Annotated in this window: 19 protein-coding genes and 1 pseudogene; 11 read left to right on the forward strand and 9 right to left on the reverse strand. The window is 29.8% G+C overall.

What is annotated here, in order from left to right; genetic code table 11:
* Positions 1–102: 102 nt before the first annotated feature.
* The 3 genes from ACJDU8_RS18145 to ACJDU8_RS18155 form a co-directional block, all read right to left on the reverse strand.
* Positions 103–1,275, reverse strand: a complete 1,173-nt coding sequence (locus tag ACJDU8_RS18145) for an iron-containing alcohol dehydrogenase (RefSeq protein ID WP_406793574.1) — start codon at positions 1,273–1,275, stop codon at positions 103–105.
* A gap of 142 nt (positions 1,276–1,417) precedes the next feature.
* Positions 1,418–2,290 (reverse strand): glycerophosphodiester phosphodiesterase family protein, encoded by an 873-nt coding sequence (locus ACJDU8_RS18150; protein ID WP_406793575.1) that lies wholly within the window; start codon positions 2,288–2,290, stop codon positions 1,418–1,420.
* A gap of 71 nt (positions 2,291–2,361) precedes the next feature.
* Entirely contained in the window at positions 2,362–3,513 is a 1,152-nt protein-coding gene (locus ACJDU8_RS18155; RefSeq protein ID WP_406793576.1) for an amidase domain-containing protein, read from the reverse strand.
* Positions 3,514–3,703: 190 nt separating this feature from the next.
* On the opposite strand from ACJDU8_RS18155, the gene ACJDU8_RS18160 reads away from it, so the two are divergent.
* Complete coding sequence (locus ACJDU8_RS18160) at positions 3,704–4,477, forward strand: polysaccharide deacetylase family protein (protein WP_406793577.1); 774 nt, start codon at positions 3,704–3,706, stop codon at positions 4,475–4,477.
* Between the two features lie 314 nt (positions 4,478–4,791).
* Complete coding sequence (locus ACJDU8_RS18165) at positions 4,792–5,319, forward strand: DUF2127 domain-containing protein (protein WP_406793578.1); 528 nt, start codon at positions 4,792–4,794, stop codon at positions 5,317–5,319.
* A 45-nt stretch (positions 5,320–5,364) separates the two neighbouring features.
* Here ACJDU8_RS18165 and ACJDU8_RS18170 read toward each other — a convergent pair whose 3' ends face one another.
* The 3 genes from ACJDU8_RS18170 to ACJDU8_RS18180 form a co-directional block, all read right to left on the reverse strand.
* Positions 5,365–5,607 (reverse strand): hypothetical protein, encoded by a 243-nt coding sequence (locus ACJDU8_RS18170; RefSeq protein WP_406793579.1) that lies wholly within the window; start codon positions 5,605–5,607, stop codon positions 5,365–5,367.
* 348 nt (positions 5,608–5,955) lie between these two features.
* Positions 5,956–6,663 carry a purine-nucleoside phosphorylase gene (deoD, locus tag ACJDU8_RS18175; protein ID WP_406793580.1) on the reverse strand — a complete coding sequence of 236 codons (708 nt, stop codon included), beginning with the start codon at positions 6,661–6,663 and terminating at the stop codon, positions 5,956–5,958.
* Positions 6,664–7,022: 359 nt separating this feature from the next.
* Positions 7,023–7,349 carry a winged helix-turn-helix transcriptional regulator gene (locus ACJDU8_RS18180; RefSeq protein ID WP_406793581.1) on the reverse strand — a complete coding sequence of 109 codons (327 nt, stop codon included), beginning with the start codon at positions 7,347–7,349 and terminating at the stop codon, positions 7,023–7,025.
* Between the two features lie 126 nt (positions 7,350–7,475).
* Here ACJDU8_RS18180 and ACJDU8_RS18185 point away from each other — a divergent pair, with 126 nt between their 5' ends.
* Positions 7,476–8,126 carry a flavodoxin family protein gene (locus tag ACJDU8_RS18185; RefSeq protein WP_406793582.1) on the forward strand — a complete coding sequence of 217 codons (651 nt, stop codon included), beginning with the start codon at positions 7,476–7,478 and terminating at the stop codon, positions 8,124–8,126.
* A 648-nt stretch (positions 8,127–8,774) separates the two neighbouring features.
* On the opposite strand, the gene ACJDU8_RS18190 is transcribed toward ACJDU8_RS18185, so the two are convergent.
* Positions 8,775–8,951 (reverse strand): DUF2188 domain-containing protein, encoded by a 177-nt coding sequence (locus ACJDU8_RS18190; RefSeq protein WP_406793583.1) that lies wholly within the window; start codon positions 8,949–8,951, stop codon positions 8,775–8,777.
* 296 nt (positions 8,952–9,247) lie between these two features.
* On the opposite strand from ACJDU8_RS18190, the gene ACJDU8_RS18195 reads away from it, so the two are divergent.
* From ACJDU8_RS18195 to ACJDU8_RS18210, 4 genes are all read left to right on the forward strand, one after another.
* Positions 9,248–10,027, forward strand: coding sequence for a transglycosylase domain-containing protein (locus ACJDU8_RS18195; RefSeq protein WP_406793584.1), 780 nt, complete (start codon positions 9,248–9,250; stop codon positions 10,025–10,027).
* A 231-nt stretch (positions 10,028–10,258) separates the two neighbouring features.
* On the forward strand, positions 10,259–10,507 hold the full coding sequence (locus ACJDU8_RS18200; protein WP_406793585.1) for a hypothetical protein: 249 nt from the start codon (positions 10,259–10,261) through the stop codon (positions 10,505–10,507).
* Between the two features lie 479 nt (positions 10,508–10,986).
* On the forward strand, positions 10,987–11,142 hold the full coding sequence (locus ACJDU8_RS18205) for a hypothetical protein (protein WP_406793586.1): 156 nt from the start codon (positions 10,987–10,989) through the stop codon (positions 11,140–11,142).
* A gap of 490 nt (positions 11,143–11,632) precedes the next feature.
* Positions 11,633–12,136 carry a peptide deformylase gene (locus ACJDU8_RS18210; RefSeq protein WP_406793587.1) on the forward strand — a complete coding sequence of 168 codons (504 nt, stop codon included), beginning with the start codon at positions 11,633–11,635 and terminating at the stop codon, positions 12,134–12,136.
* A 73-nt stretch (positions 12,137–12,209) separates the two neighbouring features.
* Here ACJDU8_RS18210 and ACJDU8_RS18215 read toward each other — a convergent pair whose 3' ends face one another.
* Positions 12,210–12,623, reverse strand: coding sequence for an acyl-CoA thioesterase (locus tag ACJDU8_RS18215; RefSeq protein ID WP_406793588.1), 414 nt, complete (start codon positions 12,621–12,623; stop codon positions 12,210–12,212).
* 291 nt (positions 12,624–12,914) lie between these two features.
* Between ACJDU8_RS18215 and ACJDU8_RS18220 the strand changes: the two genes are divergently transcribed.
* Together ACJDU8_RS18220 and ACJDU8_RS18225 are read left to right on the forward strand one after the other, a co-directional pair.
* Complete coding sequence (locus ACJDU8_RS18220; protein ID WP_406793589.1) at positions 12,915–13,565, forward strand: HAD family hydrolase; 651 nt, start codon at positions 12,915–12,917, stop codon at positions 13,563–13,565.
* Positions 13,566–13,627: 62 nt separating this feature from the next.
* Positions 13,628–14,176 carry a hydrolase gene (locus ACJDU8_RS18225; RefSeq protein WP_406793590.1) on the forward strand — a complete coding sequence of 183 codons (549 nt, stop codon included), beginning with the start codon at positions 13,628–13,630 and terminating at the stop codon, positions 14,174–14,176.
* A 67-nt stretch (positions 14,177–14,243) separates the two neighbouring features.
* On the opposite strand, the gene ACJDU8_RS18230 is transcribed toward ACJDU8_RS18225, so the two are convergent.
* Complete coding sequence (locus ACJDU8_RS18230) at positions 14,244–15,293, reverse strand: C40 family peptidase (protein ID WP_406793591.1); 1,050 nt, start codon at positions 15,291–15,293, stop codon at positions 14,244–14,246.
* A 365-nt stretch (positions 15,294–15,658) separates the two neighbouring features.
* Here ACJDU8_RS18230 and ACJDU8_RS18235 point away from each other — a divergent pair, with 365 nt between their 5' ends.
* A complete protein-coding gene (locus ACJDU8_RS18235) occupies positions 15,659–16,117 on the forward strand; it encodes a YsnF/AvaK domain-containing protein (RefSeq protein WP_406793620.1) in 459 nt (152 codons plus the stop codon).
* A 254-nt stretch (positions 16,118–16,371) separates the two neighbouring features.
* A pseudogene (locus ACJDU8_RS18240) lies at positions 16,372–16,749 on the forward strand (YsnF/AvaK domain-containing protein); the annotation flags it as partial.
* Between the last annotated feature and the right edge of the window lie 66 nt (positions 16,750–16,815).

The raw sequence follows: 16,815 nt of genomic DNA on the forward strand, positions 1-16,815 counted from the left end.
AAAGTATACAAACTTGTATGAAAATAACTGCAATGCGTATTTATCAGAACTTTTGCAGTCTATAAAGATGAAGTTTTATACATGGATTTAGTGCTAGTATAGTTACATAGCGGACTTAAAAATACCCATTATATCTACGAAAGTTCCTTTCCTTGGATTTACAACAGAATCGATATCTTTTTCAGCATTTTTGGAAAGTAGCTCTAAATCATTTTCATTAACTCCAATGGAACTGAGATGAGTTGGAAGACCAATATCTTCGGATAGATTCTGAATACTATGCTTAATTTTATTAATAGCCTCTTGTTTATTATTTGCTTTTGCACCTATAGCTTCACTGATTTTAAGAATTCTTTCTTCTGGTATTGACACAGCATTAAACTCTAACACGTGAGGTAGTAGAATTGCATTACAAGCTCCATGAACTTGCCTATAAAATGCACCTATTTGATGAGACATGCAATGAACATATCCTAGACCTGCATTGTTAAGAACCATTCCGCCCATAACATTAGCAAACATCATTCTTTCTCTAGCCTCCAAATCATTACCATTTTCATATGCTCTCTTTAGATATTTAAATACTAGCTTTACAGCATTAATTGCCAAGGCATCTGTAACAGATGAGGCCTCAGTGGAAACGAAACCCTCCATTGAATGGGTCAAAACATCAATACCAGAACTAGCTGTTATTTCTGGAGGCATGGTTGGCATAAACCTAAGATCATTTACAGATATTACAGGCATCATTTTGGGATCTACGATGGTCATCTTTACTTTCCTACTTTCATCTGCTATAATCGCAACATTTGATACTTCAGCTCCTGAGCCAGAAGTAGTATTTATTGTTATGACTGGTAAACTAGGTTTTGTCATTTTATTATATCCCTCATAATCTGCAATAGAGCCGCCATTGGCGGCTGCAATGGCTATACCTTTTGCACAATCGTGGTTGGTTCCACCTCCGATGGATATGATAAAATGATAATCCCTTTTTAATATGTTCAATCCCTTTTTAAAGTATGTGAGAGCATCTTCTACAAATGAAATTGTACAATCTGGATGTAATATACCGTCAAATATATCATAAGAAATAAACAAGTCTTTTAATATTTTTTCAACTATTTCAACATAGCCAAGATTTATTATATTTTTATCTGTAACAATTAGGGCCTTGCTTAATTTATATGGCATTAGCTCTAGTGGTAAATCTTTAAGCGCACCTACGCCAATAAGATTTATCGTAGGTGAACGAAAGTCATGGGTATTTTGCAATATAATCCCTCCGAATCACAAACATATATTAGTTTTATTATTTCTGTTCAGTAAATTGATTATGTATAAAATATGGATTATATGAATAAAAACAAACTGGATGTAATAAGATCATGCTAATCTGGTAACTATTTAATTTCTATTAATTTATTGGATATTTATTTTTAAGTATAGTAAAATCTCTTATATTTAGTAATAGTTTAGGATTGTCGGTTATTATGCCATCCACACCCAAATTAATTAGCTTATGCATAGAAGTTTGACTATTGACTGTCCAAATGTATATTTTTTTATTAGAATTATGAATGTTTTCAATTAAAGTTTTTGTTACTAAATTTTCTTCTATACTATAAAAATTTACGTTCATTGAATACAAATTCATACAAGGATTGGTTACTATATAGCCTATAATAATATTAGGATCTAATTCTCTTATATTAGTTAAAATATTACAGTTTGAAGACTGGATGATACAGTGATTAGTAAAATTATTTTTTTTAATAATATGAATAACTTTTTTCGTTAAATCAGTAGTGTTACCGTAAGGCTTAATATGTATAATTAAATTAAGCCTTCCTCTACTATATTTTACCACTTGCTCTAGAGTGGGAATTTTTTCAACCATATAGCCAGGAAGATTTAATGCTCCTATGTTTAATTCCTTAATTTCATTATAACTTAATTGGCTAACTTTTTTATTTAATCCTGTTAGCCTTTTTAAGGTTTTATCATGCATTAATACTACTACTCCATCTTTTGTTTCTTGAACATCAATTTCAGCATAATTTACTTTATACTCCACAGAATCCTTAATTCCACCCATAGAATTTTCAGGCTGATCTATAAAGCACTTCGCTCTATGGGAAATAACCTCTAATTTTTTTGAATTCAAGATATTATTTATTTTGTTTAAATGATTCTCAAATGTAACTATGCTGGATTTTGATGATGTACACAAAATCATAGATAAAATAAGTGAAATTAACAGGCAGCTTTTATGAGTGGCTTTATTCATTTTGATTTTTCACCTCTAGTTGTTTGGGTATAGTATTATACCATTAATTTAGAATAGGAAAGAATTTAAAATTAATAGTCATTTATGTGTATAAGAAAAAAACGTATATCTTTATCTCCCCATCCTAAATCCCATGGAACGTGATATCTGTCCGTTGTATGAGAGTTAACTAGAGGATATTTGTGGCTATCAAATCCTGTTACCATTCCAAAATGATCTATATTTCCTCTTCCATTTTCATAAGCTATTAAATCTCCAAGCTGCAAACTATTAACTATTCCATTTGACATACCGGGTTGGGAAGTTGTTAATTCATTAAAGGTTCCAATTTTTATAATAGTTCCTCTACCACTATATAATAAATAATTTTTTAGACCATCTGCATTTGCCCACGCTGTAGTACCAGGGTGCCATACGTCATTGATACGCATTGAGCCGCCTTCTTTGTCTCCTAGTATCTGAGAGGCAAAGTTAGTACAATCTCCCCCTACACCATTGTAGTCATCATATTTTTTATTATATTTAAAATTGTTACCACTTCCCCAAGCTGCTCCACAATATTTATCTGCATATGCTATGGCCTTTTCTCTATTGTAGATTTTTTTATTAGGATTAGTTGTATACATAAAATTTTTTATACATAATAAGGTGTTTTTTAATAAATTAATATTACTATTTAAGTTAAAAGTATAGGATTGCAATGAATCTTCAAAACAATCGGTATACCAGTCACTCAGTATAAGCCATTTATTATTTTTCTTAATTAAACTTGCAGTATGGCGTATGCCTACCCCAAATGAATTTAATGGAGTAACCGGGGGTGTTCTGTATGCGTAATCAAATCTATAGCTTTCCTCAAGAATTAACTTTAATGCATTGCCAGAAGATACAACTTTTTTGATTCTTACAGTAGATGTGATCTTTTTGAATTCCATATCCCTTTGAGCAGACCAGTCTTTTAAATATTTAATCCTTTTTATTTCATGATCTAATGCATATCTGCCACTTGGCTTAGAAGTATCATAGTAATTACTTAATGTTGAATAATCACCAGTTGTAAGAGCAAGGCAGCGAAAATTATATATTTTTTCAATTTCTACAGCTAGTTCATCTTTATTTATGTGGCTTATAGATTGAAAAGCTGAACTTTTATGAATCGGTAAAAGTAAAAATATAATCATAAAAATTCCTATTTTTACTGACATATATTTTAATTTTAGCAATATATCCCTCCTAAAATATAGAATAATGATGTATTATTCAGTATCCCTAAAAACTTCTATAGAATATATGATTAGAGGTTTAGTACAAAATTATGTTAAGAATATATTGCCAGTCATTATATTAAGTTTTTTGCTAACAATAATTTATGTATGTTTATATAAAAGTTTAATTATTTAGAAGGTGTATAAATTGAAGATTAAAAGATATTATTTTATAGTTTGTTTAATATTTTTAAGCATTTTTTTGATAACCGATTGTATAGGTTTTCAATACAATGATAGGCTAAATGTTAGAGCGGCATCGAATACGGCTCATGATGAAAAGGTAATATATTTAACTTTTGACGATGGGCCTAGTGTAATCACAGATGAAGTTCTTGATATATTAAAAACAAATAATGTAAAGGCAACATTTTTTTTAATAGGAAATCAGATTGAAGAAAATAAATCAACTGTAAAGAGAATATATGACGAAGGGCATAGTATAGGACTTCATACCTGCAGTCATAAAATTAGGAAAATATATTCTAATCAGAATGCTTTTATAAAAGAGATGAATAATACACGAGAGGAGATAAATGGTGTCGTTGGGATAAAGCCAAATATAATAAGATTTCCTCAAGGTAGTAGAAAACATTTAAATAAAAGTATGCTGAAAAAATTGCATGAATATAATTATAAGGTATATGATTGGAATATAGTTATTTCTGATGGGATAAGAGCAAAAACTCCACCGGAAAAGCTTTTTAGGGAAGCTACAGGGGGTAAAGATAAACCCAACCCTATTATATTGCTTATGCACTGTGATTATATGCACAAAAATACATGCATAGCTCTTCCTGGAATAATAAATTATTACAAGCAAAATGGCTACGAATTTAAGATCATTACAGACGATACTCCAGAGCTATATTTCCCTATATCTAGGAAAAGAAATATGGCTGCTTTTAGAGGAATAGTATAATTTAAAAGTATATATTCTCAAATTAAGCCATAGTGAGATTCCTCCTGCGGAAGTTGGATTTGTACGGGAAATATTATTAAGAAAATGATTGAAGCTTATGAACAGGGGTTAAGATAAGATATGACAAAAGCCTGGGGTAGATAAAATTAATCTGGGCTTTATTTTCATTTAAAAGATTGAGAAATTATTTTAAAAATAGTATAATTATTTAATTCTAATTAGATTCTAATATATGTGTAGTAAAATATAAATATTAAAATGATATAGTAATAAAGTTAAAGGTTTTAGATGTTGGAATATTGAGGAGAAAGCAAATGATATTTTATAAAAAATTTAATAATACTCTATTAAGAATGAATATATTCAGCAAAGAAAATAACGTATTTCATAAAAGTTTTAAGATTGGGATATTGCTAAAAGGAATTGATGGTGTGTTAGAAATAATAGGTGGCATACTACTAGTATTTTTGAATCCTAGCAGATTAAACAAATTGGTTGCTTTATTAACACAACATGAATTATTAGAAGATCCTAAAGATTTTGCTGCAAATTTTGCTATAAGATTAGGCTTAAATTTTTCTGTTAGTAGTCAACACTTTGGCATTTTTTATTTAATATCACATGGAATAATAAAACTGTTTTTTGTTACTATGCTTTGGAAAAGAAAAATTTGGGCTTATCCTCTTACTATAGTTTCTCTTTTGTTATTTATTCTTTATCAAATATATCACTATATGATTAGTCATTCAGCATGGCTTATGGTATTGACTATTTTTGATATCATAATGATAATGCTAATATTAATAGAATACAAATTTAGAAGAAATAATACAGCTAGATGAAGATTATTTCTATAATAAAAGATACATAAGTAATAATGTTGTGAATTATAAATCTTTTTCTATATCTTTAATTTGCTTTTTAAGATTGTCAATCTGATCCTTCTTATCTTGAATTGATTTTAAGCTTTCTTGCTGAGCTGCAATGGTCAACATAGTTCCACCAATTGCTGTGATTAAATTTCCTAGTACATTTATTTCACTTGCATCTTTGTTCTTAGATAGTACCACAGCTATAAAAGTGCTAAGTGCTGCAAGTTGATTTGGATCTAATGAATTTAAAGATATCACTTTAGTCACCTCTTCTGTATTATATGTAATTGATAGAGGTTTGGATGATATAAGTTGTATTTTATTTATTTATTTATTTTTTTTTTTTTTTTTTTTTTTGTAAAATGTTGGAATGAATGTAGAAAGTGACGTAGAAAAATGTACATAAACCCGCAATGTAGGGAGATATACGTGCGTTAGAAAATAAGAGTAATAGAAAGCCTGTACCTTTGGGAAAGTAGGCAGGCTTTGTTGAGAAAAGTGTATAAATAACAAATATATAGCTAATTTTAAGGTTTTTTAGTTATATTTTAGAGTATATACTAGTTAGCTTCGGAGTTTTTATTGTATAAAAATTTATACCTGTTTTTAGAGTGAATGAATGGTTTCCAAAGCAACTCCTATCATCTTTGTAAAAGTTGTTTGTCTTTCTTCTGCTGTAGTTAATTCTCCTGTTAATAAATGATCACTTACCGTTAATAATGCTAATGCCTCTACATTATACTTAGCTGCTATAGTATAAAGTGCTGCTGCTTCCATTTCAACTGCTAAGCATCCAAACTTAGCCCACCTCTTCCACTCTTCTGCATTATCATTATAAAAAGTATCTGTGCTAAATATATTTCCTACCTTTGGATCAAAACCTTTTTTTACTGCTATATCATAGGCCTTTTTTAATAATTTGAAGCTAGCTGTTGGAGCATAGTTCATCCCATTAAATCTAGTCCTATTAATGTTAGAATCTGTGGATGCCGCCATACCTATTACTAAGTCTCTAACTTTAACCTCTTCTTTGTAAGAACCACAAGTCCCTACTCTGATTAAATTTTTAACACCATAGCTTTCAATTAATTCATTAGTATATATGGAAATAGATGGTGATCCCATACCTGTTCCTTGGACAGAGACTTTCATTCCTTTGTATGTTCCAGTAAAGCCATACATTCCTCTAATTTCATTGTAACAAATTGTATCTTGTAAAAAGTTTTCAGCTATAAATTTAGCTCTTAGGGGGTCTCCTGGTAGCAGTATACTTTCTGCTACTTGTCCTTCTTTTGCATTAATATGTATACTCATTTTTTCTACCTCCGAAATTTTATTTAGATTATCTTTTTAAATTGTTATATGTATCTAAAAAGTATTTTAAGGTTATAATCCTTTTTTTGATATCGTGTTTCCAATTGTCAAGCTGAATCAATCCTATATCGGTAATACTATATATTTTAACATTACTTCTTTTAATAGTATCCTTTGTAAAAAGTCCCAGAAAAACAATAACAGCTTTGAAAAAATCATGGAAATCTTTTGAGAATATTCTACCATTATTTTTATCAATATTACTGATTATAGGAATTATGCTTACTATTTTAAGCCCTCAGATTATATCAAAGGTAATGGGTTTAGCTATAAGAAATAAGTTAGTTTTCAAAATAAATCTATTTTTTTATATGTTCATTGCCCCATTCGCTCATAAGTTCAAGAATTGGTATTAATGTCATTCCTTCTTCCGTTAAGAAATATTCAACTTTAGGTGGAACTTCATTATATTGTTCTCTATGGATTAGATTGCTGATTTCAAGTTCTTTAAGTTGTGTGCTTAATGTCTTATGAGCAATGGGCTCTAAACTACTCTTTAATTTATTATATCTTATTACCTTAGCTTTATATATTTTCCATAGTATAATCCACTTCCATTTTCCCTCAACTATAGACATTGTATAACGCATTCCACAAGATCCATATTTATCTTCAAAACTATTCATAATATTGCTCCTTTACTTACCTTATAGTTAGTATATAACGAATAAGTGCATACTTACTTTCTTTCTTATTATGATATATAATTCATAGCATAAAATCAATTAAGCATGTAAATGGAGGTAAAATTAATGAAAGTAATAGCAATTAATGGGAGTCCTAGAAAAAATAAAAATACAGCTACTCTTCTTATTAAGGCCCTGGAGGGAGCAGCTTCATGTGGTGTTGAAACAGAGCTTATTCATCTTTATGATCAAAATTATAAAGGTTGTGTAAGTTGTTTTGCCTGTAAGTTGAAAAACGGAAAAAGTTATGGGAAATGTGCCTTAAAGGATGATTTAACACCTATTCTTGAAAAGGTTTCAAATGCCAATGCAATTATTTTTGGCTCTCCAATATACTTACACTCAGTTACAGGAGCTATGAGATCTTTTTTAGAACGACTCATATTTCAATATTTAGTCTATGATACAAATCATTCAAGTCTTTTCAAAAGAAAAATACCCGCTGGATTTATTTATACAATGAATGTAACCAGACATCAGTTTAAAGCTGAATATGAAGATGAACTTAAATCTCTACAATCATGTATAGAAAAAACCTTTGGTTCTTTTGAATCCTTAGTTGTTAATGACACATACCAATTTGATGATTATTCAAAATATGTTGCACCATTATTTGATGAAAAGAAAAAAAGAAAAATTAAAGAAGAACAATTTCCTCTAGACTGCCAAAATGCATTTAATATGGGAGTGGGATTTGTTAAACAAGCTAATGCATGAAAGTAAAAATGGCTTGATAAAATTAAGTCATCATATATTACAATTAATTCTTATAACGTGTGGTAGTCACAACAAATCTTCCAGTATACTTGTGGCTCCTGGGCTAAGTGGGGTTCCAATGTGAGAAACCTCAAATAAAAATTATACCGTATGGGAGTATATCATAAGATAGGCACTGTTAAATCGGTGTCTATTTTGTTTACAAATAGTTAATCATTATGCCATTAAGTTGTAACAAATACTGCATATAATTATAAGTGTTCTAAGGAAACAAGCCTTGATATTAAATAAATAGTTCGTAATCAATACCCAAAATGTAAATTTTAAATGGTGTCTGTGGTTGCAGGGCACTCTAAATTTAAATGCAACTGTCAAAATATAACAAAGCAATAATCAATATTAATTTGTCTCCTTAAAATAATGTGTATATGTAGAAGTAAGTACCCGTCATTTAGGGTGCTTATTTTTATTTCAAAAACCTGTTAAATGGAATATTGTGGATAATGTGGATAAGCTGTGGATAATTTATGAAAATAAAGCATAAAATAATAAATTAATATTAATATTGGCTGGAGAATGGTTATGGGATAAGGCTAATTCCTATCTATGATAAGAATTAGCCTTTTGTGGATATAGATATGTTGGGGGCTATTTTTGGATTTTATCATTTTTATCATGGATAACTAATTTAGGTTTTTCATTTTCTGTCATTTTTCTAGCAATGTTAATGGATTCTTGTTTGGTATTGGTGGTTTTAGAATCATTGATACCTAGCATCTTCCATATTGCAGAATCTGGGTTGCCAATAATATGTGAGTTGCCCATTGTAATCACCTCCCTTTAATACAATATTCAACGTAAAGTAGTAAAATTCCTCTCAGAATTAGTATGACTCCCTGGGAGTTAAGAAAGCAGCAGTATATATTGAGAAGATTAAAGGGATAAAGTATAGTATAGACAAAGTTTTAAGTAAAATCAATTTTAGATATAAGTATTCAGTTCAAAAGAGTGTGGCCGTGAAATATGTGGCGATACTTACTTATGATGATTTTTTTCTTGTATTAAAGTAAATATTGTGATGTAATGTATGAAATAAAATTTTTAAAGAAAGGAAATTTTGAATGACAAGGAAAAAAAGTAAGATAAATAATTTATTTAGACGGCTATTTTCAAGTGTTTTGATATTAATAGTTATTTTTAGTGGATTCATCTATTATAAATATTGGCCAACTGTTAAATACTTATACAACGATGCAACTATAAAAGTAAATAATTGTTCCGAATATACTTTTAAAGATAAATCAGATTATTTGAATAATACAGAATCATTATATTTACAATCAGCACGAATACCCAATGATGTAAAAAATGCTTTTGTTGCTGTTGAAGACAAGGATTTTTATAAACATGGAGGGGTGAGCATAGAAGCAATCTTTAGAGCTATATATTCGTTTTTCGCCAACAATGGGAATATAACACAAGGAGGAAGTACTATCACTCAGCAGCTGGCAAGAAATGTGTTTTTAAATTTTGATAAAAACTACCAAAGAAAATTAGAAGAGATGTTCATTGCTGCTAAACTAGAACAAAAATTTACAAAAGACCAAATATTAGAATTTTATGTTAATATTATTAATTTCAGTAATGGTGCTTATGGTATTAATTCTGCTGCTAAAAAATTTTTTAATAAGGACTGTAGGCAATTGAACCTCTCACAATTGTGTTTATTAGCTGCCATACCTAATAATCCTGAATATTATGATCCAATAAATCATTTAAATAATACCTTACAGCGAAGAGATCTAATATTGGAAAAGATGAAAGAAAATAAGTACATAACAGATGAACAATATCAGAATGCACTTAATTATAAAATAGTCTTAAATTTCGGTAATAAGTAACATAATGAACTGGGTGCTATAAATAAAGGGGGGTATAATAGTGTTTTTAAAATAGGCGAAGAAGTTTTGAAGCCTATCAATAAAATACTCAATATATTAACATTTCACATAGGAAAAACATAGGTATAACGTTGGAATAACATGGGTGTTGCATTAAATTGCCATAAAGGATAACTACAATTTAAGTAAAGCAGCTGCAATAAACATTTAAAAATTTAGGAGGTAATAAAAATGCTAAAACTGAAATATAAAATAATTTCAGCTGCAATAATTGCAGCACCATTGTTAATAAATACAGGGATTGGCACAACAGTTCATGCGAGTCCTGCTAATAACAAACCAGCAGTAGTTTGTAAATCTAAACAGAAAGTGCCTGCTAAACCAGCACCAAAAGTAGTGAATAAACATAAAACTAAGGCAGCGCATGCTAAACCAGCGGCAAATAAACCTGCACCAAAAGTTGTAAATGCTAGAAGATAGCGAAGATCTAAGTTTTGGAATTATCATTGAAAAGCATGATCAAGATATAGACCGTGAAAAAGATAGTAAAAAGCTCTGGCTGATTCCAGAGCTTTTTTGAGATTTATGTCAAAAACATAATGAGTAAGATATTAAAGTATTAATATGGAGATTGATACTTTAATATTATAACCAATTAATTGCATTTTTATATTTATTTTAAGGGAAAAAATAAAATCTCCAACTTGGTTTTAAGCTGGAGGTTTTGTTTCACATAAAAAGCTGACCAAAGGCCAGCTAAAAAACTTGGAAAGGATTAATGTTACTTTAATAGTATGACCAAAATTTTCGGATTACATACATAGTTCATAACATGAAGTTCACATTACCATGTCATATAAAAGTCATGATTCTAAAGTATCATTCTTGTATAAAAAATTTAATTAAGAGAAGTATTTAAATAATAATGATATATAATTCAAATTTTGGGAGGACTTTTTATGTGGATAATTATTGCTACTACAGTATATGTTTGTATTATGTCGGTAATTTTGGCACTTTGTAAAGCTGCATCTATAGCAGATGAACAAGATGAAGGAATATACAGCGAGGATACAAAAGAAGTTGATGAAAACCAAAATGTTCGAAACTTATGAACAGGGGTTAAAATAACAATGTAAATGTAATAGAAAAGTTTTTAAAGAGAAGAAGTGTTAAATAGTTATGATATGGTACAATTAGGATGAGGTGTTTGAAATCTAGCAGCTGTTTTTTCACAGGATTTTTATATTTGAACTTATATACTATATTATAGTTATCTAGTATAAGTATATTTTTATCCGATGGCTACCATTGCTAACACCCCCATCGCACTCTGTGAAAGCGATTCACACAAAATTAAAAATTTTGGTTCTCTGCTTTTCTGTCAAAGTGGGGGATAAGAGGTGCTGCGCGCCTGGATAAGTTCTTCTCCTAAAGGATAATGTATTCTAAGTGCTAAAGACACTAAGAATACTGTTAATAAGGTTCAGCTGGAGAGAGTCATCCTTATAAGTAAACTCCATCTGAACCTAAGAATCACTTGATATACAAACAAAGATTTTAAAATACTTATTATAAGCACAAGAAAGTTAAGGGGGAAAGACTATGGCTGTAAGAGAAATATTATTATTAGGTAATGAAAGGTTATATGAAGTATGCAGAGAGATTTCAAAACATGAAATTGACAAAGCAAATCAAATAGTTGAAGATCTGCATGATACGATAATGTGTTTTAAAGAAAAATATGGTTTTGGAAGAGCCATAGCAGCACCACAGATAAATGAGATGTATAGGGTAATTTATATGAATTTTGACAATGATTCTATTGTATTTATAAATCCTAGAATTGAATTTTTTGATGATGAAAAATTTGAAATGTGGGATGATTGCATGAGTTATCCAGGTTTAGAAGTAAAATTAAATAGATATAAAAGGTGTAGAGTATTTTACAGGGATTTGAACTGGAAAGATTGTGTTATAGAGTGCCAGGGAGATTTAGCAGAGTTACTACAGCATGAATATGATCATTTAGATGGTGTATTAGCGGTACAAAGAGCAATTGATAATAAGTCATTTAGAATAAATAAAAATAAGTTAGCTTGTTTTTAATATTCATTAAGGAAGTACAGGCTATTCTTTTATTATTGGCTCATTCAAAAAATAAAGAAACCAACATAACCAGTTATGTTAATGACTTTAATTTTTCAAATAACTCTGTATGCTTTTTCTTTAAATTAATTATCTTAAAATTATTATTAACAAAAGTGTGTAATGTGCTTCCTTTTGCAATTTCCTTTTGGTCATTTTTCCTAATAACTGAATAATTAAATTCCGCTTTAACTGGTGTTAATTCTTTAATCCAGGTCTTTATTATTAATTCATCTTCGTATTTTGCGCTCTGTATGTATTTGCAGTTACTTTCAATTAGAGGAAACATTATACCGTTTTCCTCTATTTTTGAATAACTTATACCAGTATTTTGTATAAACTGTGTTCTAGCTTCTTCAAAGTATATATAATAGTTAGAATGATGCACTATCCCCATTTTATCAGTTTCTACATATCTAACAATTACTTTTGTTTCATTTATATACAAGCTCCATACGTCCTTTCTATTACAGAATTATTACATATAATATTATAACACTTTTCATTATAAAGAAGAATCCACTAAATAGCTTGTTTTAATCATAACTTATAAGTAAGAAGGTAAGTATAAATGCGGATTAATTTATACAAATTTATGCATTATATGCAAGTTGTTGGCCTTTTCTTCTTTTTTGGAGGATTTATTTGTTTTTTGAAGAAATAATATCTAATATATATTGTGTAAGTGTAAATTTTTGCGAAACAAATGTTATGAATATTTTGATAAGGAGTATCCATTATGAAGAAGTACGATACTGTTATATTTGATTTAGATGGAACATTACTTAATACACTTGAAGACCTTATGGATAGTGTCAATTTTGCATTAACACTGCATGGTTTTCCGTGCAGAGAAATGTCAGAAATCAGGAGTTTTGTTGGTAATGGTGTAGCTCGTTTAATGGAACTTTCTATACCTGATGGAATTAATAATCCTAAATATGGAACATGTCTTGAAGATTTTCGCCAGCATTATTCAGAGAATATGCAAAATAAGACTAATATGTATGAAGGAATTATGGAACTTTTAAAGCAATTATCAAAAAAAAATTATAAGATTGCAATAGTATCGAACAAATTTGATGCAGCAGTTAAGAAACTTAATAGAATCTATTTCGGAGAATATATAAAAGTAGCAATTGGAGAATCAGAAAATGTTTCTAAAAAGCCAGCGCCTGATACTGTATTTAAAGCACTTGAAGAACTAGGCTCTATTGCCAGTAAATCAGTATATGTAGGTGATTCAGAAGTAGATGTTAAAACAGCTAAAAATTCTGGAATTGTATGTATTGGTGTAACATGGGGATTTAGAGGCAGAAAAGTTTTAGAGGAGAAAGGTGCAGACTATATTATTGATAAACCAGAAGAATTATTAAAAATAATTTGTTAATAATATAAAAAGATATATTCATAAGTATTATGAGAATAAATATGTAAAGGGGAGATCATTTAATGAATAAATTTACTTTAATTCAAGAAGAATCAGCACTAATAGTTATTGATATTCAAGAACGGCTAGTTCCGGTAATGTCCCATTCCCAGAAAGTGATTGAGAATACTAATATCTTATTATCTGTTGCCAATAAATTAGAGATTCCCATAATTATCACTGAACAATATCCAAAAGGCCTTGGAAAAACGGTTCCAGAAATACACTACAATATTAATGAAGTATCAGTCTATGAAAAAATTACGTTTTCTGGCTGCACTGATGAAGTAATTAATACTTTAAAGCAGTCAGGAAAAAAGAAAATTATTATTACAGGAATGGAAACTCATATATGTGTTTTTCAAACCGTTAGAGATTTAATTGCTCATAATTATCAAGTGTTTGTGGTAAGTGATGCTGTATGTTCTCGTACAAAAGAAAATTACTTAAACGGTTTGTCTCAAATGTCAGCAATGGGGGCTGTGGTGAGTAATACCGAAACGGTGCTGTTCGATCTATTAAAAATGGCAGGAACACAGTTTTTTAGGGAACTGTCGAAGTTAATTAAGTAGAAAACAAAGTTGGCATCTAAGAGGGTTATGAATTACACCTAAATAAAGTTACTATTCTCTATCTATTTTATTTAACTCTCTGTGCAGACGTATAATCATATAGTGTTGCTATTTTTACTACATCACCAGTATGAGGTGCTTCCACATATTTTCCATTTCCTATGTACATACCTACATGATAGGCGGGAGTACCCCAGAAAATTAAATCACCAGGCTGCAAGTCATTTCTGTCTAGTATCTTCGTTCCAAAACTTTGCTGATCCTGTGACACTCTAGGTATGCTAGTTCCAAAATGGCCATATACATATTGTACAAATCCAGAGCAGTCAAATCCAGAAGGTGTAGTGCCTCCCCATACATATGGAACACCAAGAAAAGATAAGGCGTAATCCACAATGCTATTTCCTGTATTCATGATGGAGTTGTCTATATTACCTGAATCTGCATATTTATTCTGAGCTATAATCTTATCCAAATCATTGATAAGTTTTTGTTCATTTTCCTTCTGTATCTTCAGCAGATCTGTTTCATCAGATACCTTTTTTGTAAGCTTGTCTAGTTCTAATTTATCGGAATTTAATTTTTTAATTTTATTTTGTAGAATGGATTTATTTGCCTTTAAAGTTTCTATATTTTTACGATCCCAATCCATTATTTTCTTTACAAGATATGTATTTGAAATCACATCTGTGAGATTCTTTGAATCCAGAATAACATTAAGGTAAGCTCCATCAAACCCGTTTACATATAGTGCCCTAATCCTTTCATTTGACATGGTGCTAAGATTATTTATATTTTTAGATATGTAATCAGTAGATTGTACATTTTCCACGATATCCGAATTAAGTTTTTTTAATTCTTCTTTGTAGCTATCAAGGGCAGCAATATTAGATTCTATCTTGTTGTCCTGAATCTGTATTTGCCTTTCGATATTAGTTTTTAAGTTTGTTATATTTAAAGTATTGTCATCTGTACTTGAAATGTTATTGGTTACATCTGAAGTATTATTTACATTTGAAATATTATAATCTTCAATAGGACTGGCACTGGCATGAAATGTTATAGTGCTTGCTATTCCAAGAATCATAACTGCATACAGTAAATTTTTTCCAATCATTTCTACGCCTCCTTCAGAAATCCATTATAAGTATACCATAATAAATGAAATGAAATTTGTTAATTTTGTAGGAATATTTGGCTTAATCTAGTGTGCTTAAAATACCGTAATATATTTTTCCATATAATTACTGTTTTCTTGTAACATAAATTACATCTCCTAAGAATAGTTTCTCATATATTTTAATGCAGCTTGTTTTTCAATATATAATATTTGCTAAATTTTAAAGTATTTAAAAGGGTTCCATTTTCTTTGTATTGTTGTAAGTTAATTACTTTGGCTCCATATTTCATAAAGGATATATTACTTCAGCAGGGATAAAATATTAATGAACCGAAAATATATACTTATAGGAGGTAATACTTATTATGGGTTTATTTGATAAAATTTCAGGTAATGACAAGGGTAATGATAATAAGAAAAGTGAAGATGCGGGAAGACTTACACTTCATAAGGAAGAGCTTGATATAAATAAAAACAAGGTTAAAAAGGGTGAAGTTGAACTAAGCAAAGAAATTATTGAAGAACAAAAAACGGTTGATGTTCCAGTTAATCATGAAGAAGTTGTTATTGAAAGAAGAACATTAGATAATGAGGTCAGCGATGCACCTATTAGTGATGGAAAAACCATACGTATTCCAGTTAGCGAGGAACAGGTTAACGTGGATAAGCACACAGTGGTAACTGGAGAGGTATCTGCTCATAAACGTGAAGTGGAAGAAACAAGGCGGGTGGATGAAAAGCTAAAAAGGGAAGAAGCTCGTATAAACTCAAATGGTGATGCAAATGTAGTGGATGACAATACAGATAATGGCTTCCGTTAAGGGGGTTATAAAATAAATTAAAAAACACCTCTAAAATTATACATCAGATTTATCCAAGCATGGTAATTAGCTAATACTCCCATGTTATTCAAGGTAGGAGATAAGCACTGTTATGTGACTGGATAAGTTTTTCTTAGGTTCAGATGGAAAAAAGCATTTTCTCATAAGCAAACTCCACCTGAACCTAAGAATCACCTGATTAGGTGTTTTTCAGGAGGATACAGAGTATGTTAAACAAAAATGTAGGCGGTGCAAAGATGCAGCTTCGGAAAGAACAGATGAAAATATCAAAGAACAAAATACAAACTGGTGAGGTATCCATTCATAAAGAAGTTTTAACTGAAGAAAAAAATATTACTGTACCTGTAAAACGGGAGGAACTTGTTATTGAAAAGACTGTTTATGATCCACAATTTCATAATGAATCAGCTCATACTGAAACTATTCGAATACCTATTAGTGAAGAACGTATCGACATACACAAGCAACCGGTAACATTGGAAGATATTTCAGTTAGTAACCATCAATATAAAGAGGTAAAGCATATAACTGAAACACTAAAAAGGGAAATGCCTCACATTAGTACTAAGGGTGATGCAAAAATTGTGGATGTTGATCAGAGGAATGAATAGATGCCAAGTGCATAATAAATATTTGTTATATATGGTACAACCTTTCATCCTTAACCTCATATAATG

The sequence above is a fragment of the Candidatus Clostridium eludens genome, from assembly GCF_045310515.1.
Lineage (GTDB): Bacteria > Bacillota > Clostridia > Clostridiales > Clostridiaceae > Clostridium_B > Clostridium_B eludens.